The 24,377-nt window shown below is 29.3% G+C and carries 20 protein-coding genes and 1 riboswitch; of the genes, 14 read left to right on the forward strand and 6 right to left on the reverse strand.

All coding sequences use genetic code 11. The annotated features are described in order from the left end of the window. Positions 1-78 precede the first annotated feature (78 nt). On the reverse strand, positions 79-1,710 hold the full coding sequence (locus tag DR024_RS01700) for a GxGYxYP domain-containing protein (protein ID WP_055183543.1): 1,632 nt from the start codon (positions 1,708-1,710) through the stop codon (positions 79-81). A 134-nt stretch (positions 1,711-1,844) separates the two neighbouring features. Continuing rightward, a riboswitch (cyclic di-GMP riboswitch) is annotated at positions 1,845-1,928 on the forward strand. Between the two features lie 156 nt (positions 1,929-2,084). Here DR024_RS01700 and DR024_RS01705 point away from each other — a divergent pair. The 3 genes from DR024_RS01705 (at position 2,085) to DR024_RS01715 (ending at position 10,826) form a co-directional block, all read left to right on the forward strand. Next, complete coding sequence (locus tag DR024_RS01705; protein WP_055253257.1) at positions 2,085-9,416, forward strand: NPCBM/NEW2 domain-containing protein; 7,332 nt, start codon at positions 2,085-2,087, stop codon at positions 9,414-9,416. Positions 9,417-9,541: 125 nt separating this feature from the next. Next, positions 9,542-10,525 (forward strand): 1,4-dihydroxy-2-naphthoate polyprenyltransferase, encoded by a 984-nt coding sequence (gene menA, locus DR024_RS01710; protein ID WP_242858071.1) that lies wholly within the window; start codon positions 9,542-9,544, stop codon positions 10,523-10,525. 148 nt (positions 10,526-10,673) lie between these two features. Then, complete coding sequence (locus DR024_RS01715) at positions 10,674-10,826, forward strand: zinc-ribbon domain-containing protein (RefSeq protein WP_027097005.1); 153 nt, start codon at positions 10,674-10,676, stop codon at positions 10,824-10,826. A gap of 91 nt (positions 10,827-10,917) precedes the next feature. Here DR024_RS01715 and DR024_RS17595 read toward each other — a convergent pair whose 3' ends face one another. Continuing rightward, complete coding sequence (locus DR024_RS17595) at positions 10,918-11,070, reverse strand: hypothetical protein (protein WP_172458909.1); 153 nt, start codon at positions 11,068-11,070, stop codon at positions 10,918-10,920. 270 nt (positions 11,071-11,340) lie between these two features. On the opposite strand from DR024_RS17595, the gene DR024_RS01720 reads away from it, so the two are divergent. From DR024_RS01720 to DR024_RS01755, 8 genes are all read left to right on the forward strand, one after another. Continuing rightward, a complete protein-coding gene (locus DR024_RS01720; protein WP_055183555.1) occupies positions 11,341-13,419 on the forward strand; it encodes a molybdopterin oxidoreductase family protein in 2,079 nt (692 codons plus the stop codon). Between the two features lie 13 nt (positions 13,420-13,432). Next, positions 13,433-13,849 (forward strand): 4Fe-4S dicluster domain-containing protein, encoded by a 417-nt coding sequence (locus DR024_RS01725; protein ID WP_049179531.1) that lies wholly within the window; start codon positions 13,433-13,435, stop codon positions 13,847-13,849. Beyond that, positions 13,846-15,069 carry an NAD(P)/FAD-dependent oxidoreductase gene (locus DR024_RS01730; RefSeq protein WP_055183541.1) on the forward strand — a complete coding sequence of 408 codons (1,224 nt, stop codon included), beginning with the start codon at positions 13,846-13,848 and terminating at the stop codon, positions 15,067-15,069. The genes DR024_RS01725 and DR024_RS01730 overlap by 4 nt, the downstream gene beginning before the upstream one ends. 116 nt (positions 15,070-15,185) lie before the next feature. Continuing rightward, positions 15,186-15,617, forward strand: a complete 432-nt coding sequence (locus tag DR024_RS01735) for a hypothetical protein (protein ID WP_055183540.1) — start codon at positions 15,186-15,188, stop codon at positions 15,615-15,617. Next, complete coding sequence (locus tag DR024_RS01740; protein ID WP_055183539.1) at positions 15,571-16,170, forward strand: molybdenum cofactor guanylyltransferase; 600 nt, start codon at positions 15,571-15,573, stop codon at positions 16,168-16,170. Before DR024_RS01735 ends, DR024_RS01740 begins: the two co-directional genes overlap by 47 nt. A 129-nt stretch (positions 16,171-16,299) precedes the next feature. Beyond that, positions 16,300-17,631: an FAD-dependent oxidoreductase gene (locus DR024_RS01745; RefSeq protein WP_055183538.1), complete on the forward strand. Its 1,332-nt coding sequence runs from the start codon at positions 16,300-16,302 to the stop codon at positions 17,629-17,631. 73 nt (positions 17,632-17,704) lie between these two features. Further along, on the forward strand, positions 17,705-18,187 hold the full coding sequence (locus DR024_RS01750) for a GNAT family N-acetyltransferase (protein ID WP_055183537.1): 483 nt from the start codon (positions 17,705-17,707) through the stop codon (positions 18,185-18,187). Positions 18,188-18,398: 211 nt separating this feature from the next. Continuing rightward, positions 18,399-19,127, forward strand: a complete 729-nt coding sequence (locus tag DR024_RS01755) for a DeoR/GlpR family DNA-binding transcription regulator (protein WP_055183536.1) — start codon at positions 18,399-18,401, stop codon at positions 19,125-19,127. 242 nt (positions 19,128-19,369) lie between these two features. Here the strand turns inward: DR024_RS01755 and DR024_RS01760 are convergent, their stop codons facing one another. Together DR024_RS01760 and DR024_RS01765 are read right to left on the reverse strand one after the other, a co-directional pair. Next, positions 19,370-19,954, reverse strand: a complete 585-nt coding sequence (locus tag DR024_RS01760) for a hypothetical protein (RefSeq protein WP_055183535.1) — start codon at positions 19,952-19,954, stop codon at positions 19,370-19,372. Then, complete coding sequence (locus DR024_RS01765; RefSeq protein ID WP_055183534.1) at positions 19,954-20,154, reverse strand: ATP-binding protein; 201 nt, start codon at positions 20,152-20,154, stop codon at positions 19,954-19,956. The genes DR024_RS01760 and DR024_RS01765 overlap by 1 nt, the downstream gene beginning before the upstream one ends. 136 nt (positions 20,155-20,290) lie before the next feature. Between DR024_RS01765 and DR024_RS01770 the strand changes: the two genes are divergently transcribed. Together DR024_RS01770 and DR024_RS01775 are read left to right on the forward strand one after the other, a co-directional pair. After that, positions 20,291-20,611: a rhodanese-like domain-containing protein gene (locus DR024_RS01770; RefSeq protein ID WP_055183533.1), complete on the forward strand. Its 321-nt coding sequence runs from the start codon at positions 20,291-20,293 to the stop codon at positions 20,609-20,611. 13 nt (positions 20,612-20,624) lie between these two features. Beyond that, the gene (locus DR024_RS01775) at positions 20,625-22,325 is read left to right on the forward strand and encodes an FAD-dependent oxidoreductase (RefSeq protein WP_111918082.1); all 1,701 of its coding nucleotides are present in this window, start codon (positions 20,625-20,627) and stop codon (positions 22,323-22,325) included. A 39-nt stretch (positions 22,326-22,364) separates the two neighbouring features. Here the strand turns inward: DR024_RS01775 and DR024_RS01780 are convergent, their stop codons facing one another. Next, positions 22,365-23,018 carry a Crp/Fnr family transcriptional regulator gene (locus DR024_RS01780; protein ID WP_055183531.1) on the reverse strand — a complete coding sequence of 218 codons (654 nt, stop codon included), beginning with the start codon at positions 23,016-23,018 and terminating at the stop codon, positions 22,365-22,367. Between the two features lie 139 nt (positions 23,019-23,157). Between DR024_RS01780 and DR024_RS01785 the strand changes: the two genes are divergently transcribed. Next, a complete protein-coding gene (locus tag DR024_RS01785; protein WP_055183530.1) occupies positions 23,158-23,760 on the forward strand; it encodes an HAD family hydrolase in 603 nt (200 codons plus the stop codon). Between the two features lie 191 nt (positions 23,761-23,951). On the opposite strand, the gene rimI is transcribed toward DR024_RS01785, so the two are convergent. Then, positions 23,952-24,368 (reverse strand): ribosomal protein S18-alanine N-acetyltransferase, encoded by a 417-nt coding sequence (gene rimI / locus DR024_RS01790; RefSeq protein ID WP_055183554.1) that lies wholly within the window; start codon positions 24,366-24,368, stop codon positions 23,952-23,954. Positions 24,369-24,377: the final 9 nt, after the last annotated feature.

Consider the following 24,377-nt stretch of genomic DNA (forward strand, 5'->3'; position numbering starts at 1 on the left):
AAGGAAAGAAATTCATTTGCGATTTCTTTCCTTTTATTTTGCTTATTTAGGTTATCCTCAATAGAGGACTGAACATAATTATGAGTTGGGTTTTACATTTTCATTAATAAGTTTCATAAAAGTATTTGGAGTTACTACACTAACTTTTGGATTTTGATTTAATTTATTAACCACATTATTAACGTTATCCATAGTATTACTCCATACATGAACGTAAACAAAGGAGTAGGAGTTAGGGTTTTTTATGTCTGTGTAGCCTAATTTAATTCTTTTATTAATATTATCAATAAGGTTAGTTTCACTTTCTAATCCCCGCCAAAGTAAATCTCGACAGGAAACTATGGGTTTATTATTAGACCATAGTATCTTACCTTCATAGCTATTATTTTTATAATAGTTAAGATATAAAAGCCCATGGATATTATCATGGCAGGTGTATTTATCCCAGATATTTGTTTTATATAAAGCTTCATCATCTAATATAAGAACATAATTTTGATCTACCTTTTTCATATATTCACTTAGTTTATTAGTATAACTATCTAATTTGTTTATAGGAAATTTGCTAGGATACATATATCCGTTACCAGATGGTGAGTTTACAAAGTTATCAAAGTATTTAGAAGAACCTGCACTCTCATAGTACTTATGGAAAACTGTTGGTGCTAAGTAGTAAAGTGATTTATTTATAGACCAACCTAAATTGAAATCTCCTCTATAGGGGGAACCAAACCAATTTTTTGAACTATAATTGCTTCCAAGCATCCATTGCTGATTATCACCATCAGACATAATAAATGTAACATAATGAACTCCATCTTCCCCTTTAAAGTTACTCTCTTGCTTTTGTTTTCGTGGGACAGAAGGATAAGAGCTTAGTACAGAAAGATTATAAGACCAATCAGCAGCAGTCACATCTATTCCATACTTAGAAGCTATGGTTACGTTAGTATGTTCATCAGGTCCCCAACCTAAACAGTGACCATTATCATCCATGGATTTAAAAATTGACTCTCTAAATGAGAAGTCATTTACATTATCCTCATAAAAAACTAGTGATTTTGATGTTATAGCATAATCTCTTAAGGCCATGGGTTTATCTGGAGATATTTCTATAACTGTAGAATGATTTAATCCTGAATTCCAAAGGGTATTGAATGCCCAATATTTATCTGTATCTCTACAATCTTTAACTAACTTTGTTAAGCCTTGTTCTTTTACCTTCTCTTCTAGAGATTCATCAATAGCAAGGGAATTTTTTAATGAAGCAAGGGAGCAGGCGTTATTTATAGAGGGCGGATTGAAAGTTGTATATAAAATATACCCATTTACATATGATTTAAAAGTTTTTAATAACTTCCAAGGATCTTTTATTACTTTGTATTTAACATTGTAGTTTTTCTTTAAATCCTCAAGCCATAGTTTGTAATCAGGCTCAGAATCACTAAGTATATAAATTTGTTCATTGGATTTAGAAGAAACTATTCCTTGAAGGGTAGTAATCATTGTTTGTTCTGCCTTAGTCATATCATTTTCAGAAATAATATAAAGTTTTTTTGGTATAATTGAATTTTTAATATAAGAACCAGAATTATCTATAATAGAGTGGTTAAAGGTTTGTATATAGGGATTAAATTTATGGTAAATAGGTTCAATGAAGTAGATTAGTGTTAAAAGAATAGTAGAAAATATTTTTAGATATTTTTTCATATGCAAACACATCCTATGATAATGATTTATATTTATTAGGATTAGTTAATTAAAAAGGAGATATTCATTAGTAAGAAAAATGTTAAAATTTATTGAGTTTTTTTAAAAATAATGATAATATTCATTTGTAATTAAAATTTAATAGGCAAATTTAGGGAAACCTAAAGACGCAAAGCTATAGGGACTAAGGTTAATAACTACGTCAGCCAGTTGCCAAAGAGTACATTATACTTTTTGTTTCTAAGGTTAATTAGTATCAGTGCTTTTATTTGTTATGCACAAATACTGATTTATGAGGATAATACAGAGCTACTCTTTTAGAGTAGCTTTTTTTAATGTACTTCTGAGGGGGATAATAATCAGGAGGGGAACAAATGAATAAAAGAAAAATTGCAGCCATAATGGCCACAGCAGTAATTCTTAATTTCTCAGCACCGTCAATACAGGTTTTAGCTGATGAAATATCAAGTAATTTAACTTTAACGGAGGGTGTTCAATCTACGAAAGCAACCATAAGTAAATTTGAATTACTAAATAGTAGTAATATAGCTGCTTATGATGAAGTGTTCAAAATGGATAACTCAAACATTGATACTATAGCTACTAATGGAGGTAACTATAATAGTGCTTCTGCTGTTGAAAAAGCTATAGATGGAGATTTTAGTACGCATTGGGAAACAGGAAAACAAAATAGCTCTGATTTTACAAATGAAGTAGTATTTAAGTTTAAAGAATTAACAGATTTAAACAGAATAGTGTATGCAGCAAGACAATCTTCAGCTAAAGGTAAGGGTTTTGCTAAAGAGATTGAAATCTATGGATCAATTACGGATGAAGAGGATGATTTTAGATTAATAAGTGGTGGTGAATACACAGGTTCTACTGGAGATGTTGTAGAAATTAGATTTAATAAAACAACATTTAAAAGAATAAAATTTGTATTTAAAGAGGCTAATCAAAATTGGGCTTCAGCATCAGAATTTATATTTTATAAGGAAGATAAATTAAGTGATAAAATGAAGACTTTATTTACTGATGATACAATGAGTAAAGTTAACGAAGAGTTTAATACTATAGAAAAGATAAGTGCGTTAGAAGAAGAGGCAAAAAAACATCCTCTGTATAGTATTTTTAAAGAAGATATAGAAAATGCAAAAATACTTTTGGAAGAAAATAAAATTGAACCTTCAACTGTAAAGGTTTCAAGGTTAGAAGCCTATCATAATGGAAAAGATTCTGAGTATAGTAAATTTTATAGAATGCCTAACTCTAATATAGTTAATGTAAGTGCAAATGGAGGAGTTTATCCAACTACTAAGCTAGAATATATGTTAGATGATAATCCAGATACACATTGGGAAACAAGAACTAATAATACTGAGAATTTTACAAATGAAGTAATATTCACATTGGATAAACCGGAAGTTTTAAATAGAATTGCATTTTTAGCAAGAGATAATAGAAAGGGATTCCCAGAAAAGTTTGAAATATACGCTTCAGAAACAACAAAGGGTGATACTTTCCAGTTGGTAGCAACAGGAAGTGCACAAAGTACAAATGATTTCTTGGAATTTAAATTTCAACCAACTAAATTTAAAAGAATAAAATTTAAATTTGTAAAGGCTTATATAGATAGACCATTTGTAGCTGAGTTTAGATTTTATAAAGAAGATAAAGTAAGTGATAAGATAGCAAATTTATTTACTGATGCTACAATGAGTAAAGTTAGCGAGGAGTTCAATACAATAGAAAAGCTAGATGCTTTAGAAAATGAAGCTAAAGATCATCCTCTTTATGAAGAGTTTAAAGAATATATAGAGAATGCTGAAATACTTTTACAAGAAAATAGAATTGAGGCAACAACAGCAATTACCAAAAGATTTGAAGAGTATTCTAACGGCGAATATTCAAGTTTCTTTAAAATGGATAATAGCAATATAAAAGGAATCAAAAACAATGGAAGGCATTATGCTTCACAAGTAATAGCTAATGCTATAGATGACAATTTAGATACTTATTGGGAAACAAACACCTATAATACAAATGAATTTACAAATGAAGTTGAGGTAGAATTTAAGGAAGTTATAGAATTAAATAGAATAGTATATGGAGCAAGAAAATCTGATAATAAGGGATTTGCTAAGGAATTTGAGATATATGCTTCTACAACATCTGCAGGGGAGACATATCAACTTGTAGCAACTGGTAAGCATGACAAAGTGTCTGGATTAGTTGAAGCAAAGTTCAATCCAACTAAGTTTAAAAGAGTTAAATTTAAGTTTAAAAATTCAGATCAAAATTGGGCTACATTATCAGAAATAGCGTTTTATAAACAAGATAAAGTCGCTGATAAGGTTGAAAGCTTATTTACTAATGGATTAATGAATAAATTATCAGAAGATTTTAATACTGAAGAAAAATTACAGGCTTTAAAAGATGAAACTAATGGACATCCTTTGGAAAGTACATTTAGAGACTCATTTGAAATAGCTAATAAAATACTAAATGGTAAATTAGAAACTGTAAAAGTTATTACAGCGGAGCAACATGGAGATATGGTAGCTCATGCTAATAAAAATTTAAAATTCGGATTTGGTAATAATAATCAACCAACAGGAATATCTGCAAAACCAGGTGATGAAATAACAGTTTATGTAGATGCCGACCCAAGTCAACCAATGCCAAAGTTAGCCTTTTCTCAACAAGAAGGAAGCTTTGCTAACTGGATGAGAACAGTTAATTTAAATGCAGGTAAAAATGTAATAACTGTTCCTGATATAGCAATTGATAGTTGGTATAATCATGATGTAACTAGAGGGGGATCGATATATATAATAAACCCATATACTCCTGAAGAGCAATCAAAAGCTCCAGTTATAAGATTTGAATCTGGGAATAAATATCCATTCCTTACTGAAAATACTAATGTGGATGAATTTAAGGACTTTCTAATAGAGTATAAGAAAGCTATAGATGAGGATATAGCTAAAAATTCTAACGTATTAGATAGAGAGGTATTAGATGTTTTCGAATTTGTAAGTGATCATATAGTGTGGACAGGTACTGCTACAGGTGCATATGAAGCATATATAGAACAAGGTGCAAATCCACTAGATACAGTAAATCGTTACAATAATCATATGAAAGAGCTTTTTAGATACTATGGACTAGATGGTAGAAATGAGCAAAATGATCCTAAATTCATTAGAGAAAATGTTAGATTAGCACAACCTTTTGGATATATGTATGCATACACAAATCATATAGGAGTACAAGGTGATGTAATGACAGGCTTACTAGTCGGTGATCCAGGCTGGGGATTAAATCATGAGATAGGCCATAGAATGGATGTAAGTGCAAGATTATATGGAGAAGTTACAAATAATATGTTACCTATGTATATGTCTGCATATTACAATAACATAGATAATAGAATACCATATGAAAATGAAGTCTATAAGAATGTTATAAGTGAAAATTCTAATAGGTATTCAGAAGGTGAACTTGCAGAAAACTTAGCAGTATTTTGGCAGTTAGAAATGTATAAGCCAGGTTATTGGGGAGAATTAAATAGTATATATAGAGAAAGAAATGTTAATTTAGGTAATGAAAATCCAGATAATGCAAAAATGCAATATTTAGTTAAATTCTCTTCAGAAGTTGTAGGAGAAGATTTAAGCGAATATTTTGCTAGACATGGATTTGAGGTTAATGATGAAACTAGAGAAGAAACTAGTCAATATCCAAGACCAGATAAAAAGATATGGTATCTAAATAATAGTAAAATTAATTATAAAGGAAATGGATTTACTCAAGAAACTGATTTAGATGTTACATTAAGTAGAGTAGAAAATGGAATTAAGTTAGGATTTAGCGTAAATAATAATGTTAAATCAGATTTACTAGGATATGAAATATTTAGAGATGGTGAATTAATAGGATTTACTTCAACAAGTTCCTTTGTAGATACTAATGCAGATATGACTAAAAACTCTAGGTATGAAGTAATACCTTATGATATTAATTTAGGAACAGGTGATGCTGTTTCAATATATTCATTTGCACCAAGTATAAGCATTCAACAAGGTAAAATAACTTTAGAATTAAGAGAAGAGTTTGATCCTATGGCTTATATTAAAGGATTAAGCTATGAAGGAAATGATATAACTTCTAGGGTAGAAGTTACACATAATGTAGATATTAGCAAGAGGGGAATATATCAACTTAAGTATAAGTTAGAAGATGAAGGAATAGTATCAGAAAAGCTTGTAGAAGTTGAGGTGGTAAGTGATTATGAATACTTATCTGATGAAGAGTGGGTATCTGTAGAAACTCAATGGGGAACTCCAAGAAGAAACTTGAATATAAAAGGTAGAGTAAATGGAGATGTGAAAGACTTTGAAAAAGGATTTGGAATACATGCAAATGGCACAATAACTTATGATTTATCAGGTAAGGAATATGATAACTTTGAAGTTTTACTTGGAGTTGATGGTGGAATTTCAGCACAAAATCATTCTAGTTTAAAATTTGAAATAATAGGTGATGGAAATGTTCTAGCTAATACTGAAGTTTTAAAGCATGCTGATAATATGGTATATGTAAATGTACCGGTTAATGGTGTAGAACAATTAGTAATAAAGGTTGCTGATGCTGGAAATGGAAATACTTCAGACCATGGAGTAATAGCTAATCCTAAATTAACTACTAATAATGCAAAACCAGTTATTAAAGTTGAAGATAAAATTTATAAATTAGGTGAAGATGTTGATTTTATGTCAGGCATTGAAGCAATTGATGCTGAAGATTATGATTTAACTTCTTCAGTTAAAATAGTTTCAAATAATTATGAAGAAGGTAAGATCGGGAGATTTGAAGTTGTTTATAGAGTAACAGATAGTGATAACAACACAGTAGATAAGAAAGCATATGTTACAATATACGAAGATTTCATAGTAAATAAATCTAAGTTTGGTCAATTTGATAGATTAAATGAGTATAATGAAGAATTCAAGATACCAGTAGCTTCAGTAACTAATAATGGAGGTAATTACCCTCATAGTTTTATAGATTATGCTATTGATGGTAATCCCAATACACACTGGGAAACTTACAGACAAAACAGTGATACCTTTAAGAATGAAGTTATATTTGATTTAGGTGAAAGTAAGGAAATAAGTAGAGTATCCTATAAAGCGAGAAATGGTGGAAAAGGATTCGCTAGAAAATTTGAAATATATATTTCTAATGAAGCAGAAGGCAATGACTTTATATTAGCAGGGAAAGGTGAGTATACTGGAAATGTTAATGATGTTATTGACTTCAAAATTAATAAAACTACAGCAAGAAGAGTAATGTTTAAATTTATAGAAGCTAATCAAAATTGGGCTAGTATAGGTGAAGTAGCCTTCTATAAAGAGGATACTTTAGCTGATAAGGTAAACAGCTTATTTACTGATAACAGTAAGACAGAAGTAACTGAAAGCTATAATACTTTAGATAATGTACAAGCTTTAAGAGAAGAAGTTAAAGAACATCCAGCAGCTAACTTATTTGAAGAAGATTTGGTGAAGGCTGAAGAAATTATAAGGGCTAAGTTCCCAACAATAGATGTTGAAGATATAACTTATATTAAATTAAACAGTGAGTTTGACTTAAGTTCTGGCGTTACTGCAAATGACCAGGAAGATGGTAATATAACTAACAAGGTTACTATATATAAGAGGGACTTTAATGTAAGTAGACCAGGGAAGTATACTTTAACTTACTCTGTAACAGATAATGATGGAAATATAATAACTAAAGATAGGAAAGTTGTGGTTTATAGTGAAAGTAATTATTTATCTGATTTAGACTGGGCATCTGCAGTATCAGGATGGAAGAAGGTAAATAAAGATTCAGCAGTTAATTTAAGTGAAAAAATAAAGCTTAATGTTAATGGTGAAATAAAAGAATTTGATAAGGGTATAGGAGCTGCAACAAATGCAGAAATAGTATATGAATTAGATGGAAATTATACTAATTTCTCAACGTATTTAGGTACTGATAAAAACTATGATGATAATAGGACTACTATAATATTTAAAATATTTGCAGATGGAGAAGAGGTTTATTCTTCAGATGTAATAAGAAAAGATAGTGAAGCAGAATTTGTGAATCTAGATGTTACAGGAGTAAAAGAACTTAAGCTAGTAGCAGATGATGCAGATAAAAATGGTCTTGGAGATTTTGCTTCATGGGCAGACCCTAAAGTGTATACTACAAATGCAAAGCCAGAATTAACTATACCAAAATCCTTATCAACTAAGCTTGGAGATGAAATAAATTTAAATGAAGCGTATAGTGCAATAGATACTGAGGATGGAGATATAACTGATAAGGTTGAAGTATCTGGAAAAGTAAACTTTAATAAAACAGGAAAGTATCCAATAACTTATAAAGTAACTGATAGTGATGGTAATAAAGTAGTTAAAACTAGAACTATAGCAGTAGTTGATATGAATGATTATAGCTACTTAACAGACTATGACTGGAACGCTGCTCAATATAACTATACTGTACCTAAAAAGGACATATCTATAAGTGGTAATACTTTAAGATTAACAGATGAAAATGGAGAAGAAGTATCATTTGAAAGAGGGGTAGGGGCTCACTCAACTTCAACAATAACATATGATTTAACAGATAAAGATTATGTATACTTTAGTTCATATGTAGGTGTAGATAGAGGCATGTATAATACAGTAGGATCAGTTTCGTTTGAAGTATATATAGATGGCGAGAAGAAATTCGATAGTGGATTAATGACTTCAAAGGAACCAATGAAGTATTTAGAAGTTGATATAAATGGAGCTAAAGAATTGAAACTTGTAGTAACTGATGGTGGAAATGGAAATGGATCAGATCATGGTACTTGGGGAGATTCTAAACTTCATTTTGCAAAGGATGCACAAGGAAATTATGAAGAGTTAGAGTCATTAGTAAATGAAGTTAAGAATTATGAGCAAGATATATATAGTGAAGAATCTTTTAAAGTATTGCAAGAAGCTTTAAAGAAAGCTGAGGAGATGTTAGCAGATAAAATAAGCATTCAAGATGAAATAAAGTTAATGGTTGATGAATTAAAAATATCTATATCTAACTTAGAGGAGAGAGTAGATTTAAATGAGATTATAACTATTAAAGATAAGTCTTTAAAAGATAGTATCAAGAGAGAACTTAAGTTATCAAGTGATAATATAACTATTGGTGATATGTATAAATTAACAAGGTTATCAGTAGTAGGTTCATGGATTTCAAGTTTAGAAGGCTTACAATATGCTAAAAACTTAGAGGAACTAGATATATCATATAATGAAATTAAGGATTTATCACCACTTAAAAATCTTAAAAAGTTAACTAATTTAAATGGAAATCCTCAAATAATAACAGAGGGGATGCTTTATGCAAAAGATAATACAATAACTTTAGATTATAGGGTTTTAAACAGAAATGGTGAGAGATTAAAACCAAGAGAAATAATTATAAGAAGTAATAAAACTTTTGAAGTTGTCGATTTAACTTTAGAAGAATTAGTAGATGAAAATGGAGTTATTTTTTTTGATGTTTCAAACCTTGATAAAGCTGTTTATAGTATGTATATAGTATATGAAGATAAAGTGGATAACTTCTTATCTCAATCGCTTTATATGTTTGATGTAAAATAGTAAATATACAATACTACTTAGATTATATAAGTTGGATTGTAGTTAATTATGGTATGAATTAAAAAAGTGACTTCTTCGCTAAAGGGTGGAGAGGCCACTTTTTTTATGATATTATAAGGTGAAAAATGAAGAAAATTAAAAGAAACGAAGGAGGAATATTGTTAATGGGAATAAAAAGTTTTTTTAGGCTAGTAGAGATTCAAACAAAGGTTGCAAGTGTAATTCCATATATTTTAGGTACAGTTTTTGCATTATATAAATTTGATAATTTTAATGTAAAACAAGCAGTGTTATTCTTTTTATCAATGATAGTTTTTGATATGACTACTACAGCAATAAACAATTATGTAGATTATACGAAAGCTATTAAAAAAGAAGGGTTCGGATATGAAGAGCATAATGCTATAACTAAGTATGGATTAAAGCCAAAAAGAGTTTTTGGAATTATAATAACAATGCTGATAATATCAGCTACTTTAGGAATAATGTTATTTTTAAATACTGATATAGCAATTCTTATAATAGGAGTAGTATGCTTTGGTATAGGTATATTTTATTCATTTGGTCCTATTCCAATTTCAAGAACTCCATTTGGTGAAATATTTTCAGGTCTAACAATGGGGTTCTTTATAACATTTCTAGCGATATATATACATATATTTGATCAAGGTGTATTAAACATTAATATAAGTAATTGGAGCTTAAGCATATTAATTGATATGAAAATGATAATGTCTATATTCATAATTACTATTCCAGCAATTACAGGCATATCAAATATAATGTTAGCAAATAATATTTGTGATATAGATGATGACTTCGTAAATAGAAGATTTACATTGCCAATATACATAGGTAAAGAAAAAGCGTTAAAATTATTTAGAGCATTATATTACATAGGATTTATAGGTATAGTTGTTGGTATTGTTCTTGGAATTTTACCAACAGTATCAATACTGGCGTTAGTAGCTATAAAGCCTGTTAATGTAAATATCAAAAGATTTTTCGAACTACAAACAAAAAAGGATACTTTTGTATTAGCCGTTAAGAACTTTGTAATAACTAATGTTATTTATATAGTTACTATAATTATAGGATGCCTAATTTAAAATAAATGTTGCTATTTGGAAAAGAACATGATATACTAAATAAGTAGCAAAGATGCTAACAAAAAAAGTTTTATATAGATAGATAGTTTCTCGAAAATTAGAGATTATTATATCCATGTACATTCTTTAATTTTTAGGAGGAATATTTATGACAGATAAGACATTAGTATGTAGAGATTGTGGAAGTGAATTCGTATTTTCAGTAGGAGAACAAGAATTCTACAAAGAAAAAGGATTCGAAAATGAACCAACAAGATGCGTAGCTTGTAGAAGAGCTAAAAAAGAACAAAATAGAAGATAATTTTAGATTTTTCAGGTTGTAGTTAAAACTACAACCTTTTTTGTTTTTTATAAAATTATAATTATAGTTAAAATCACTAACTTTATTTAATCTATTCCTTTTCCTTATTTTTATCTACTCCACATGGAACCCAAGGATAATCAGGATTTCTTGGATCACATGGCTTTGATGTATCAACCTTCTTTTCTTCTTCTAAAACTTGACCGTAAAAATTAGATTCATTTAAAGTTTCTTTATCTTTCATAAAAAACATCTCCATTCATATAAAATCTCAATATATTATTTCTTTAATAATATTATATTCAAAAGAATAGTGATTCATTAATAATTATAAAGTTTATAAAATACTTGTATTTATGAAGAGCTAAGTTATATCTTATTCCATAGAATTATCACTTTAGTTAATATATATGACCTTCATTTTAATGGAGGTTTTATAATGATTGGTATAAATGCTTAAATTACTACAAAGACTAAATTAAGAAATTTAATGAAATGGAGTTGTATAGTGGATATGAAGAAAGTTCAATCAACTTGTAATTATTGTTCAATAGCTTGTAACATTGACTTCAATATAGAAGATAATGAAATAGTCTCTGTAGTACCAACACAAGGATATCCAGTAAATAATGGTTTCTGTTGTATTAAGGGATTAAACTTAGATAAACAAAATACTAAATATCCTAATCCTGTTTATCCTTTAGTAAGAGGTAAAGATGGAGAGATGGAACAAATATCTTGGGATGAAGCATTTAAGGTAATGGCTTCTAAAATAAAAGAACTTCAGGATAAGTACGGCAGAGAAAGTGTAGCATTTATAAGTACAGGTCAGCTTACAACAGAAGAAATGGCTTTGTTAGGTCATATAGGTAGAAACTATCTTGGAATGAATGGTGATGGTAATACACGACTATGTATGGCTACTTCAGTAGTTGCACATAAGCAAAGTTATGGTTTTGACGCGCCACCATATACTTTTGATGATTTAGAATTATCAGATACTTTAATATTCATTGGAGCAAATCCAGTTGTAGCTCATCCTATCCTTTGGACTAGAGTTAGAAATAACAAGAATAATCCAAAGATAATTGTAATAGATCCAAGACAATCAGAAACTGCAATTAGAGCAGATGAATGGATAGATATTAAGCCAAAAGCAGATTTAAGATTACTTTATACATTAGCTAATTATCTTATAGAAAAAGATTGGATAGATAAAGATTATATAGAAAAGTATACAGAAGATTTTGAAGGCTTTAAGGAGCATGTTAAAAAGTATACTTTAGATGAAGTAGAAGAAAAAACAGGAATATCAAAGGGAAGAGTTGAGAAGTTAGCAGAAACAATTCATAAAGGAAAGAGAGTATCTTTCTGGTGGACTATGGGGGTAAATCAGTCTTATCAAGCAGTTAGAACAGCACAAGCAATAATTAATCTTGCAATTATGACTGGAAATATTGGAAGACCAGGAACAGGGGCTAACTCTATAACTGGTCAATGTAATGCTATGGGATCAAGATTGTTTAGTAATACCACAGGTTTTTATGGTGGTGGAGATTATGATGATGAGAATAGAAGAGAGGAGATATCTAAAGCTTTAGATATGCCTGAAGAAATGCTTCCAACAAAACCAACAATTCCATATGATCAAATAATAGAAAGATGTATTACTGGAGAAATAAAGGGATTATGGATTGTTGCTACTAATCCAATAGTTTCATGGACTAATAGTAGAAAGTTTAGAGAAGCCACTGAACATTTAGAGTTCTTTGTTGTTCAAGATATTTATGATAATACTGAAAGTGTTAAGATGTGCCATTTATTATTACCTTCTCAATCTGGACTTAAGAAAGAGGGAGTTTTAATAAATAGTGAAAGACGTTTATCAAGGGTGGTTCCAGCTTTAAGAAAGGAAGAGAATGAATATACTGATTATGATATCTTCTTAGGAGTAGGTAAGGCTCTAGGTATGGGAAAATATCTAGATAAGTGGAAAACACCTGAAGATGCCTTTAATACAATAAGGGAATGTACTAAGGGAATGCCTTGTGATTTCACAGGAATTGAGTATGATATGTTAAAAGACGGTGATGGAATTCAATGGCCATTTAAAAAGGGTGATGAATTAAAGAGTAATCAAAGAAGACTATATGAAGATAATAAGTTCTTTACTCCTAGTGGAAAAGCTAAGTTTATATATGAAGAAGTAGCAGAAGAAAATCCAAAGCCAAGTGAAGATTATCCATACTATTTTAATACTGGAAGAGGAACCGTTGGTCAATGGCATACGCAAACAAGAACTAATGAGATTGAATTTGTAACTGCAATAGTTCCAGGAGAAGCTTATATAAATATTCATCCAGAATTAGCAGAAGAGTATGGAATTAAAGAGAATGATAAGGTTATTGTAAATTCACAAAATGGAGAAAGTGCTACATTTATAGCAAAGCTTTCTAGGACAGTTAAGAAAAATCATATATATGCGCCAATGCATTACATTGAATGTAATAAGATTACTCCATCAGTTTATGATCCTTATTCAAAGGAGCCTTCATATAAATTTATTCATGTAAATATTAAGAAGGCAATATAGGAGGGGATAATAAATGAAAAGAATAAAAATAGATAGGAAGAAATGTATTGGATGTTTAACATGTACTACAGCCTGTATTGTTTCCCATGGAGGACATGATACAAGAAATAGAATAGCTATTAATAGTGATGGAAGATATTCTCCTATTTTTTGTAGACATTGTGATAGACCAGAATGTGTTTATACCTGTATGTCTGGTGCTATGAGTAGGGATAATGAAACAGGATATGTTTTATATGATGAATCAAGATGTGCACATTGTTTTATGTGTATAATGGCATGTCCTTATGGAGTTCTAAAAACTGATGCTAGAACAAATCACGTTATTATGAAGTGTGATATGTGTAGGAATACAGAAGAAAAATATCCTCAATGTGTTGCAAGGTGTCCTACAAATGCTATTACTTTAGAGGAGGTACAAGAAATATGAGGTGTGTAGTAGTTGGTGCTTCGGCGGCTGGAATTAGCTGTGCAAAGACTTTAAGAGAATTAAATAAAGATGTTGAAATTACGTTGATTTCTAAGGATGAGCATGTGGTTTCTAGATGTATATTACATCATTATATTGAAGATGTTAGAAGTATCGACGATTTGAATTTTGCTCCTTATGACTTCTTTAAAGTTTATGGTGTTAAGTGGATTAAAGGTAGAGAAGTAACAAAAATAGATCCAAAGGAGCATAAGCTTAGTTTAGACAATGGTGAAGAGGTTGAGTATGATAAAGTATGTCTTGCAACAGGTTCATCATCTTTTATGCCTCCTATTGAAAATCTAAGAGAAGCAAAAAATGTTGTAGGTCTTAGAAATTTAGAAGATGCTATTTTGATAAAAGATTTATTACCTAATATTAAGGATGTTATAGTTTTAGGTGGAGGATTAGTAGGAATAGATGCAATAGCAGGTTTGCTAAAGTATGATGTAAAAATTCATTTGGTAGAAATGGGAGATAGAATTCTTCCCCTTCAATTAGATCATTATGCAGCAGATGCTTATAACAAAAGGTTAGAAGAAAGAGGAGTAGACTTAAGATTTGGTGTAAGAGCTGAGAAACTTATAGTTGATGAAGATAATAATCCAAAGGAACTTGAGTTGAATACAGGAGATAAAGTCCCTTGTGATTTAGTAATTGTAGCAACTGGGGTTAGATCAAATGTAGGTTTTATAAAGGATGCAGGGATAGACTGTGATAAGTTTGGGTTAGTTATAAATGAAAAAGGTGAAACAGATACTAAAGATGTTTATGGTGCAGGTGATGTTACTGGACGAAACCCTATATGGCCAACTGCTGTTAAGGAAGGAATAATTGCTGCTAGCAATATGATTGGAAGGGAATTATTTATGACAGACTTTTTTGGAAGCAAAAATACTATGAATATATGTAATTTAGCTACAATGTCTTTAGGGACAGTAATTAAACCTGATGATAGCTATGAAGAAGTTATTGATATTGAAGGCGAAGATTATAAGAAGATAATTCACAAAGAAGGAAAGATTTATGGTGCTATCATTCAAGGTGATTTATCTTATTCTGGTGTTTTAACCCAACTTATTAAAGAGAAAATAGATGTATCTAGAGTCAAGAAACCTTTATTTGATATTGATTATGCAGACTTTTTTAATATAAAAGAGAATCTTGAATTTACTTATTAAAAGTTGAGCCTACAATTAAAGAAATAATATTGTGTTAAAAGGGAAGTTGTTAATAGCAATTTCTCTTTTTTTATGAATAGAAATATATCAGAGAAATAATTTGGGGGAATTGGAATATGAGCAAGTATCAAAATGATTTAAATAGAGTACCTGTGGCAATAATTATTGAAGATGGGGTAGAGGAAGTAGAAAGATATATAAAAGAAAAAGTAATAGATTTTGGAGGAGAAGTTATTAAGGAAGGTAATTTATATAATAACTTTAATGCAACTATTATTTATACATCTAATTTGGCTAAAGTAAGAAAAGAAGTAATTAATAAAAATTTCCATCAAGTCTTTTGGAAGAACGATTTAAGTAAAACTGACAATATATTTATAGCTTTTGATTCAAAGAGATATATTTTAGGACTTAGCGGATGTTTAAATGCCCTAAAAAAAACTATAGATAAAAACTTAGAAAGTATGATAAATCAAATTAAATTAATAAAGGATGGTAAACATGTTGATAAAAAGGACTGCAATTATTCTATGTGGGGGAAAAAGTAGTAAGGGATATAAAAACAAAGCTTTTTTAAGGATAGGAGAGAAAAAGTTTTTGGACATTATTATAGAGAAAATATCAAACTTTGATGAAATTATAATTTCGTGTAGCAATAAAAAAATATTTAGTAATTATAGTGGCGTATCCAAAATAGTTGAAGATGATATTCAAGAGATAGGTCCGATTTCAGGAATGTACAAATCTTTAAATGAAAGCAGAAACAGCAAAGTCTTAATGCTTTCAAGTGATATGCCATTGGTAAGGGAAGAATATATAAAAAAACTGGGTACATATGAATTTGACGAAGATGCTTTAATAACTTTTACTAATGGTTCATCCCAACCTCTTTGTGGAGTTTATGATAAAAAAGTAAATGATATAATAAAATCTTCAATTGAAAAGAAAAATTATTCAGTTAAAGAATTATTAAAGTATATAAGTGTTAGATATATATTTCCTAAGGAGAGTACTTTCTTTGGAGATGTCAACAATTTGGAAGATTATATAGATATTTGCTCTAAGAGTATGCAAATGAAAGAAATTAGGAATAATAGCTGATTTATAGTGAGATAATAGATATGTAACAGAGATAGTGATAAAAAATTAACATTTACAAAAAGCTGTTTAGGATATACAATTAAGGAGAATTATTATTAATAGAAATAAATTATCCAAGGAGGGGAAACAATGAAAGTTGTAGTTGTAGGTTGTACTCATGCTGGCACAGCAACAGTAGTTAATTTAAAGGAAATGCATCCAGAATGTGATGTTACTATATATGAAAGAAATGATAATATTTCTTTTCTTTCTTGTGGAATAGCGTTACAAGTTGGAGGAGTAATAGCTGAACCGGAGAAGTTATTTTATAACTCTCCAGAAAATTTAGCTAAGTCCGGTGTAGTAACTAAAATGAAACATGATGTATTAGATATAGATTTTGATAATAAAAAATTAAGGGTTAAGAATTTATTAAATGGAGAAGAATTTGAAGATTACTATGATAAGTTAGTTCTAACTATAGGATCATGGCCAATAGTACCTAAGTTTGAGGGTGGAGATTTAGAAAATATAGTTTTATGTAAGAATCATGACCATGCAGAAGTTATTGTTAAAAAGACAGAACATGCTAAAAATGTAGTTGTTATTGGTGCCGGATATATAGGTGTTGAACTTGCTGAGGCTTTTGAATTAAAGGGAAAGAAGGTTACTTTAATAGATGCTGAAGAAAGAATAATGGCAAAATACTTAGATAAGGAATTCACAGATATAGCTGAAAATGAATTTAAGTCTAAAGGGGTTAAATTAGTTCTTGGAGAAAAGGTTGCAAGATTTGAAGGAGAGAATGGTAAAGTTCAAAAAGTTGTAACTGATAAGGGAAGCTATGAAGGAGATTTAGTAGTACTTTGTATTGGATTTGCACCAGCAACTAAGCTTATTCAAGGTAAATTAGATACATTAAAGAATGGTGCAATAATAATTGATGAATATATGAGAACAAGTAGAGAAGATGTATTTGCAGCTGGTGATTGCTGTGTTGTTAAATATAATCCTGCTAATGAAGAAAGATATATTCCTCTAGCTACAAATGCTGTTAGAATGGGGACTTTAGTAGCAAAAAATATTGAGAAACCTACACTTAAGTATATGGGGACTCAAGGAACTTCAGGTATAAAAATATATGACCAATGTATTGCATCTACTGGAATGACAGAAGAAGTAGCTAAGGCTACAACTAATTTTAATATTGCGTCTGTTTCAATTAAAGAGAATTACAGACCAGAGTTTATGCCTACTTTTGAAGATGCAATGGTTAAGCTTGTATATAACAAAGATACAAGGGAAATATTGGGAGGTCAAATTATATCAAAGATTGATTTAACACAAATGATGAACACTTTATCAGTTGTAATTCAAAATAAAATGACAGTTGAAGAGTTAGCAATGACTGATTTCTTCTTCCAACCGCACTTTAATAAACCGTGGAGCTTATTAAATGCTATTGCATTAAAAGCTTTATAGAATAAAAAATGGCTAAGATAAAAATCTTAGCCATTTTTTGTTATAATTAAAAAAAAGAAAGAGGGGACTATTTATGATTAGGGAAGTGAAGTTAAGTGATGCAAAGGCGATAGTTGATATATACAATTACTATATATTAAATACTAATATAACCTTTGAAGAAAAACAGTTAACTGTGGATGATATGGAAGAAAGAATAATTGAAAAGACGGTTAAGCATCCTTGGATTGTTTATGAAATGAATGGACAAGTTATTGGATATGCATACTTAAGTGGATGGCATAGTAGATCTGCTTATAGATATTCAAATGAAGCGTCTATTTATTTAGATAGGAATGAAAAGGGGCATGGTATAGGAAAAAAACTGTTTGCCAACTTATTAGAAGTTTCTAAAGACTATGGTGTACATACTATTGTTTCAGGAATAACAATTCCTAATGCAGAAAGTATATCGCTTCATGAAAAGTTTGGATTTAAAAAGATAGCAGAGTTTAAGGAAATAGGATTTAAAAATAATAAGTGGTTAAACGTTGGATATTGGCAAAAGATTTTATAGGAAAGTGGTGATGATAAAAAGAGAGCTTCAATTAGCTCTCTTTTTTAATATATTACGCTAGGAATCTAAATGTCCTATTACGCTATATTATAATCAAATTATATAATTAAAAACTATAAAAAACAATAATAAATAATAAAAAACAATAAAAAATAATAAAAATTGATAAAGTGTGATATAATTAAGTTAATACATTCAAGGGGATGATTAGATGTTTTTAGAAGAACGTTATGATAAAATTGTCAAAATGGTTGAAGATAAAGGAAGGATGTCTGTTAAAGATCTATCTTCAATTTTTAAAGTGACAGAAGATTGTATCCGTAAAGATTTAAGAGAGCTAGAAAAGCGTGGTAAAGTAAAAAGGGTTCACGGAGGAGCCATAACAAATAGAAGCCATAATGATATTAAACATATAAATGAGAGAAAAGAAATAAATAGTGGTAAAAAGCAAGAGATAGCTAAAAGAGCATTTAATGAGATAGAAGATGGGGACATTGTATTTTTAGATGTTTCTTCAATAAATCTAGAGCTTGCGAAAATAATTGGGAGTGGTTCTAAAAAAGTAATTGTAGTATCTAATATGCCACAGGTAGCAGCCGTATTAAATGATAGCAAAGATAATATTACTTTGATTATAGTAGGTGGAGAATTTAATAAAAAGGTTGGGGCAATGATTGGAGCTTTTACCAACCAATATATTAGTCAGTTTACCTTTGATAAGTCCTTTGTAGGGGTTTGTGGAATAAATGAAGATACAGGTTGGGTGAGTACATTAAATATGGAGGACGGAGCTACAAAGAAAACAATAATAGATAATTCTAATAAGAGCTATTTAGTTATGGAAGAAGAGAAGTATAACTATGATGAATTCTATAAATTTGCTAAATTAGATGATGTTTCAGGAATAATAACTGAAGAGAGAATTATTTATAAATTTTAATAAAATAGTATTAAAATTTATCCTCCTAATATGCTCAGGACAAATATCAATTAATTTAATTATATCAAAGACTATGAAAAAGTAACTTCTACTTTCTCCTAAAAGCGAAGTTACTTTTTCAATTTATAAGATTTAATTTATATAATATTCTTTTGGTATTGAAAGCCTATTTTTTGTATATTATCATTATTTATCTAATAAATAGAATCTAAAATCCATTTAAGAAATGATTATATAGATGGCTACAACACTTTTCTGTTTTTTAGTAAACAAATTCCTTGAGTCATAGTTCCCATAGGACAATATACACACCATGATCTAGGTTTAAATAAGACCATAGTTATTAAACCTAATATAGTTGAAGTTGCCATAACACTATAGAACCCAAAAGCAAATTGAGCAATCCAAGGAGTTACGAAGGAAACATTTCCCCAGTTCCAAGGAAGTTTAAATGTCCATAAAATTGTTATAGCTTCTTTCAAAGAGGAAGTGCCCTGGAATACTAAATAAGTATTAAATAGCATGTTCATAAACATTGTTAAGAAGAATATTAAAAATCCATATCTAAACCATTTGGCTTTTAGAAATTTTGGAATAGGTTTAATTCTGGATAGTTTAAACTTTGTTCCAAGTAAATTTAAAAGTTGTCCTCTTCCACAGTATTTATTACAATAAGTCTTTTCTCCACCAGATAGCGACATAATTATAGGTATAAAGAAGCATAATAATCCAAGCCAAGCAAATAGAATGTTAAATATTCCAAGAATTAAATATATAGATGAAAGTATCCACATATAGTCATACCAGTATTTTTTCTGCTTTTTCATTAATTTACCTCCAAGTTAGTTATTTCAATTATTGAAGCGGGACATATTATTTCGCATTTACCACATCCAACACATTTGGATAAATTAACTTCTGCATAAATTCCTTTAAAGATTGAAATAGCATTTAATGGACAATGTTTTTCACACTGACCACAAGCTACACAGTAACTTTTGTCTACAACTGCTTTCCTTTTTAACATAAAACTCTCCCCTCAATATTAATTTTTTTTATAATACTTAAAAGAAAAAATACCTTCTGTGATAAAGTCACATAAAAAAAGTCTAGTTTGGAATATAACAGGAGTATAAGATAAATTTAAAAGGAGAAATAAAAGTATGTTTTCGTTATTTGGGAAAAAAGATTTTAAAAGTGTTAATGTTAATGATTTAGATAATATGTTAGGAAAAATAAATTTAATTGATATTAGAGAACCTTATGAAGTTAAAACGAGAAGCTTAAAGGGTTCAAAAAATATACCAATGAATAATTTATTAAAAAATCCTGAAAAGTATTTAAATAAAGAAAAAGAGTATTACATTATGTGTCAATCAGGAATGAGAAGCAGTAGAACTTCAAATATTTTAAGTAAACAAGGATACAAAATTATAAATGTTTCTGGCGGTATAGGATCATATGTAGGAACAAAAATAAAATAGGGGGAATATTAAGATGAAAAAGAAGATATTAATTGTTGGAGGAGTAGCAGGGGGAGCATCAGCAGCAGCAAGATTAAGAAGATTAGGTGAAGAAGACGATATTATAATGTTTGAAAGAGGGCCTCATGTATCATTTTCAAATTGTTCTTTACCATATTATTTAAGTGGCAAAGTAGATAGTAGTGAAAAGTTAGTAATGATGAGCCCTGAAAAATTTAAAAAGCAATATAAGATAGAGGCAAGGGTTAACAATGAAGTTATAGATATAGATAGAGAAAAGAAAGAGGTATTAGTTAGAAACGTATTAACAGGAGAGGAATATACTGAAAGTTATGACAAGCTAATTTTATCTCCAGGTGCTAAACCAATTGTACCCAAAATAGAGGGAATAGATAAGGTTAAGATATTTTCTATAAGAAATGTTGTAGACATAGAATATTTAAATAGATATATAAAGGAAAATAATCTTAAAAATATTGCTGTAATAGGAGGAGGCTTCATAGGAGTAGAGGTGGCAGAAAATCTTAATGAAGATGGTTTTAATGTTACATTAATTGAAGCATTACCCCAAATTTTAAAGCCTTTTGACTATGATATGGTTCAAATATTCCATAAAGAAATGATGGACAAAGGAGTAGATTTAGTCTTAGGAGATAAGGTAAGTAGCTTTGAGAATAATAAGGTAATATTAGAGTCTGGAAAAGCTATTGATACAGAAGCTGTTGTTATGGCCATTGGAGTGGCTCCAGATGTTGAATTAGCAACTAATGCTGGATTATTACTTGGTGAAACAGGAGCTATTAGAGTTGATGAAGATTATAGAACTAATGATAAAGATATTTATGCAGTAGGAGATGCTGTAGAAGTATTTAATCCATTAACAGAGAAGGTGAGCAAAATATCTTTAGCAGGACCAGCGCTGGTTGAAGCTAGAATTGCAGCAGACCATATTAATGGAAGAGAAACAAATAATAATGGATTTATAGGTTCATCTGCAATAAAGGTGTTTGATTATAGTGGAGCGTCTACAGGGTTAAGTGAAGGATTAATTAAAGCCTTAGATATGAATATTGATTATGAGGTTGTAAGAATAATAGCTAATGATAAGGTTGGAATTATGCCAGATAATTCTCCAGTACATTTTAAATTATTATTTGAAAAACCTACAGGAAGAGTTTTAGGTGCACAAGCTATAGGAAAAGGAGATGTAGTAAAGAGAGTTGATATTATAGCAACTACAATTGCTTTTGGTGGAACTGTAAAAGAACTTAAGAACTTAAATTTATGCTATGCACCACCTTTTGGAACAGCTAAGGATGTAGTAAATTATGCTGGATATGTTGGATCAAACTTATTAGATGAAGAGTTTAAACAAGTTCAAATTACCCAAATGAGAGATTTATTAAAGAATGAAGAGTTTATTATAGATGTCAGAGAAAAGGGAGAGTATGAAAGAGGCCATATAAAAGGTGTTAAAAACATTCCATTTAGTGAAATAAGAGATAGATTAGATGAAATACCAAAGGATAGACCAGTTTATCTTCACTGTAGGACAGGACAAAGAAGTTATAATGTAGCTCTATTGCTTCAAAGCTTAGGTTATAAAGAGGTATATAATGTAGCAGGAAGCTTTTTGGCATTAAGTTTCTATGATTACTTTAATGATAAGACAACTGGTAGAGAAAAGATAGTTACTGAATATAATTTTAGTTAATTATTTCATATGAAAATAGGAGGTTATCTTTATAACTTCCTATTTGTCTTTATTTAAATTTATTATAGTAATTGATCCACGAGAAAGTTTAACCATTCCTTCTTTTTCAAAGTATTTAAGCATTCTAGAAACAACTTCTCTTGCTGTTCCTAAGTCATTAGCTATACTTTCATGGGTAATTTTTATAGTTTTTTCACTAAAACCTTCAAGGTATTTTATTAGTCTTTTATCAAAACTAGAAAATACAATATCTTGCATAATCCACATAACTTCAGAAAATCTTGATTGAGTTAAGTCTAGGATATATTTATTAAGGGACATATTATTTTTTGAAAGCATCTCTAAGTAATGACTAGGTAATACTATGGCTTCAGTATCTTCTAGAGCATCTATGTTTACATCAAAATGTATGTTTTTAAAAATGCAAGAAGCTGATAATATACAAGAATCGCTTTTTTGAAGCTTATATAAGGTTATTTCTTTACCTTCATCAGAAGTTAGAAAGGCTCTAAGAGTTCCACTAACTACAGTTATAAAGCCATTACAATCTCTATCAGAAAAATTAAGAGAATTATCTTTGGAATATTTTATAAGAATAGCTTTAGAGTTAAAGAGTTCTTTATCTTCTTTGGTTAACTTACTATAAAATTGTGTATGTTTTTCTAAAAAGTCTATATCAAATTTATTTAACATTATATTATCTCCTAATATTTAGCTAATGTAATTATATGAGTAAATAAGGAAAAACTCAAGTATGAGGTTTGATATTTAATATTAAAAACTAGGATTGTATAGTAATTAAAGTTATAATACAAATAGAGGGGGATGGGAAATGGTTAAAAACATAATTTTTGATTTGGGTAATGTAGTTCTTAAATATGATAATTTAGCGTATTTGAAAAGTAAAATTGAAGATAATGACAAAATAGACAAGCTACGTGATATCATATTTGGAGGTGTAGAGTGGATTATGCTAGATGAAGGGACAATAACAGAGGAAACTGCTATTGAACAAATTTGTATAAATAATCCTGAGTTAGAAAAGGACGTTAGAAAAGTTTTTGACAATTGGTATTCCTTGTTAGAGCCAATAGAGTCAACAGTAGAAATAATTAGTGAGTTAAAAGAAAAAGGATATAATTTGTTCTTTCTATCTAATTTTCATGGTAAAGCATTTCAAATTGTAGCTGAAGAATATAAGTTTTTTAGATTATTTGATGGTGGAGTAGTATCTTATAGAGAGAAAATAATTAAACCAAATTTAGAGATATATAGAAGATTATTAGATAGATATAACCTAAATCCTGAAGAATGTATATTTATTGATGATGTAAATGAAAATGTTATTGCTGGAGAACAAGTTGGGATAAAAGGAATTCATCTTAAAGATGTAAGTATTTTAAGAGAAGAACTAGAAAAATATTTAGTGGAATGATTAGGAGAAATGGCTGGGCCATTTCTCTTTTTGGTTATTGAAGATAATAAAGATAAGGATAGAATTCTGCTAGTGCTAGAATTTCTACAATATCTGTATTATCTTCAGTATTATAATTATCCTAAAAAACTCCATTTAAGTGAGTTCATATTAATCCTTATTATTTTTATTATCTATATAATTCCAAAAAATTATCTATACCACATTATAATAGCATCTTCGTTATTGTCTTTATAATATTTCTTACGTATACCTTCTTCTTTGAAATTATATTTTTTATAAAGATTTTGTGCAGTGGTGTTTGAAGCTCTAACTTCTAAAGTAAGAGAGTTACAACCCCAATTTTTACAGTGTTCTATTAAAGAAGAGAGAAGTATGCTACCAATTCCTTTTTTTCTAAAGTTTGGGTGTACAGCAATATTGGTAATATGCCCTTCGTCAACAATTGTCCAAACACCAGCAAAACCAATAACCTTATTATTTCCTTTGGCAACAAGGTATTTAGCTAAAGGATTAGAAAGTTCCTTTTTAAAAGATTCTTTACTCCAAGATTCCTTTAAAGATAAAGAGCTAACTTCTAAAACAGCTTCTAAATCACACTCTTCCATTAAAGTAAT

Source organism: Clostridium paraputrificum (genome assembly GCF_900447045.1).
In the GTDB taxonomy this organism is placed as follows: domain Bacteria; phylum Bacillota; class Clostridia; order Clostridiales; family Clostridiaceae; genus Clostridium; species Clostridium paraputrificum.

Bases quoted from the DNA above. Each gene is read 5' to 3' on its own strand.
- DR024_RS01700 (WP_055183543.1), bottom strand. From the start codon at position 1,710: ATGAAAAAATATCTAAAAATATTTTCTACTATTCTTTTAACACTAATC.
- DR024_RS01705 (WP_055253257.1), top strand. From the start codon at position 2,085: ATGAATAAAAGAAAAATTGCAGCCATAATGGCCACAGCAGTAATTCTT.
- menA (WP_242858071.1), top strand. From the start codon at position 9,542: ATGAAGAAAATTAAAAGAAACGAAGGAGGAATATTGTTAATGGGAATA.
- DR024_RS01715 (WP_027097005.1), top strand. From the start codon at position 10,674: ATGACAGATAAGACATTAGTATGTAGAGATTGTGGAAGTGAATTCGTA.
- DR024_RS17595 (WP_172458909.1), bottom strand. From the start codon at position 11,070: ATGAAAGATAAAGAAACTTTAAATGAATCTAATTTTTACGGTCAAGTT.
- DR024_RS01720 (WP_055183555.1), top strand. From the start codon at position 11,341: ATGAAGAAAGTTCAATCAACTTGTAATTATTGTTCAATAGCTTGTAAC.
- DR024_RS01725 (WP_049179531.1), top strand. From the start codon at position 13,433: ATGAAAAGAATAAAAATAGATAGGAAGAAATGTATTGGATGTTTAACA.
- DR024_RS01730 (WP_055183541.1), top strand. From the start codon at position 13,846: ATGAGGTGTGTAGTAGTTGGTGCTTCGGCGGCTGGAATTAGCTGTGCA.
- DR024_RS01735 (WP_055183540.1), top strand. From the start codon at position 15,186: ATGAGCAAGTATCAAAATGATTTAAATAGAGTACCTGTGGCAATAATT.
- DR024_RS01740 (WP_055183539.1), top strand. From the start codon at position 15,571: ATGTTGATAAAAAGGACTGCAATTATTCTATGTGGGGGAAAAAGTAGT.
- DR024_RS01745 (WP_055183538.1), top strand. From the start codon at position 16,300: ATGAAAGTTGTAGTTGTAGGTTGTACTCATGCTGGCACAGCAACAGTA.
- DR024_RS01750 (WP_055183537.1), top strand. From the start codon at position 17,705: ATGATTAGGGAAGTGAAGTTAAGTGATGCAAAGGCGATAGTTGATATA.
- DR024_RS01755 (WP_055183536.1), top strand. From the start codon at position 18,399: ATGTTTTTAGAAGAACGTTATGATAAAATTGTCAAAATGGTTGAAGAT.
- DR024_RS01760 (WP_055183535.1), bottom strand. From the start codon at position 19,954: ATGAAAAAGCAGAAAAAATACTGGTATGACTATATGTGGATACTTTCA.
- DR024_RS01765 (WP_055183534.1), bottom strand. From the start codon at position 20,154: ATGTTAAAAAGGAAAGCAGTTGTAGACAAAAGTTACTGTGTAGCTTGT.
- DR024_RS01770 (WP_055183533.1), top strand. From the start codon at position 20,291: ATGTTTTCGTTATTTGGGAAAAAAGATTTTAAAAGTGTTAATGTTAAT.
- DR024_RS01775 (WP_111918082.1), top strand. From the start codon at position 20,625: ATGAAAAAGAAGATATTAATTGTTGGAGGAGTAGCAGGGGGAGCATCA.
- DR024_RS01780 (WP_055183531.1), bottom strand. From the start codon at position 23,018: ATGTTAAATAAATTTGATATAGACTTTTTAGAAAAACATACACAATTT.
- DR024_RS01785 (WP_055183530.1), top strand. From the start codon at position 23,158: ATGGTTAAAAACATAATTTTTGATTTGGGTAATGTAGTTCTTAAATAT.
- rimI (WP_055183554.1), bottom strand. From the start codon at position 24,368: ATGGAAGAGTGTGATTTAGAAGCTGTTTTAGAAGTTAGCTCTTTATCT.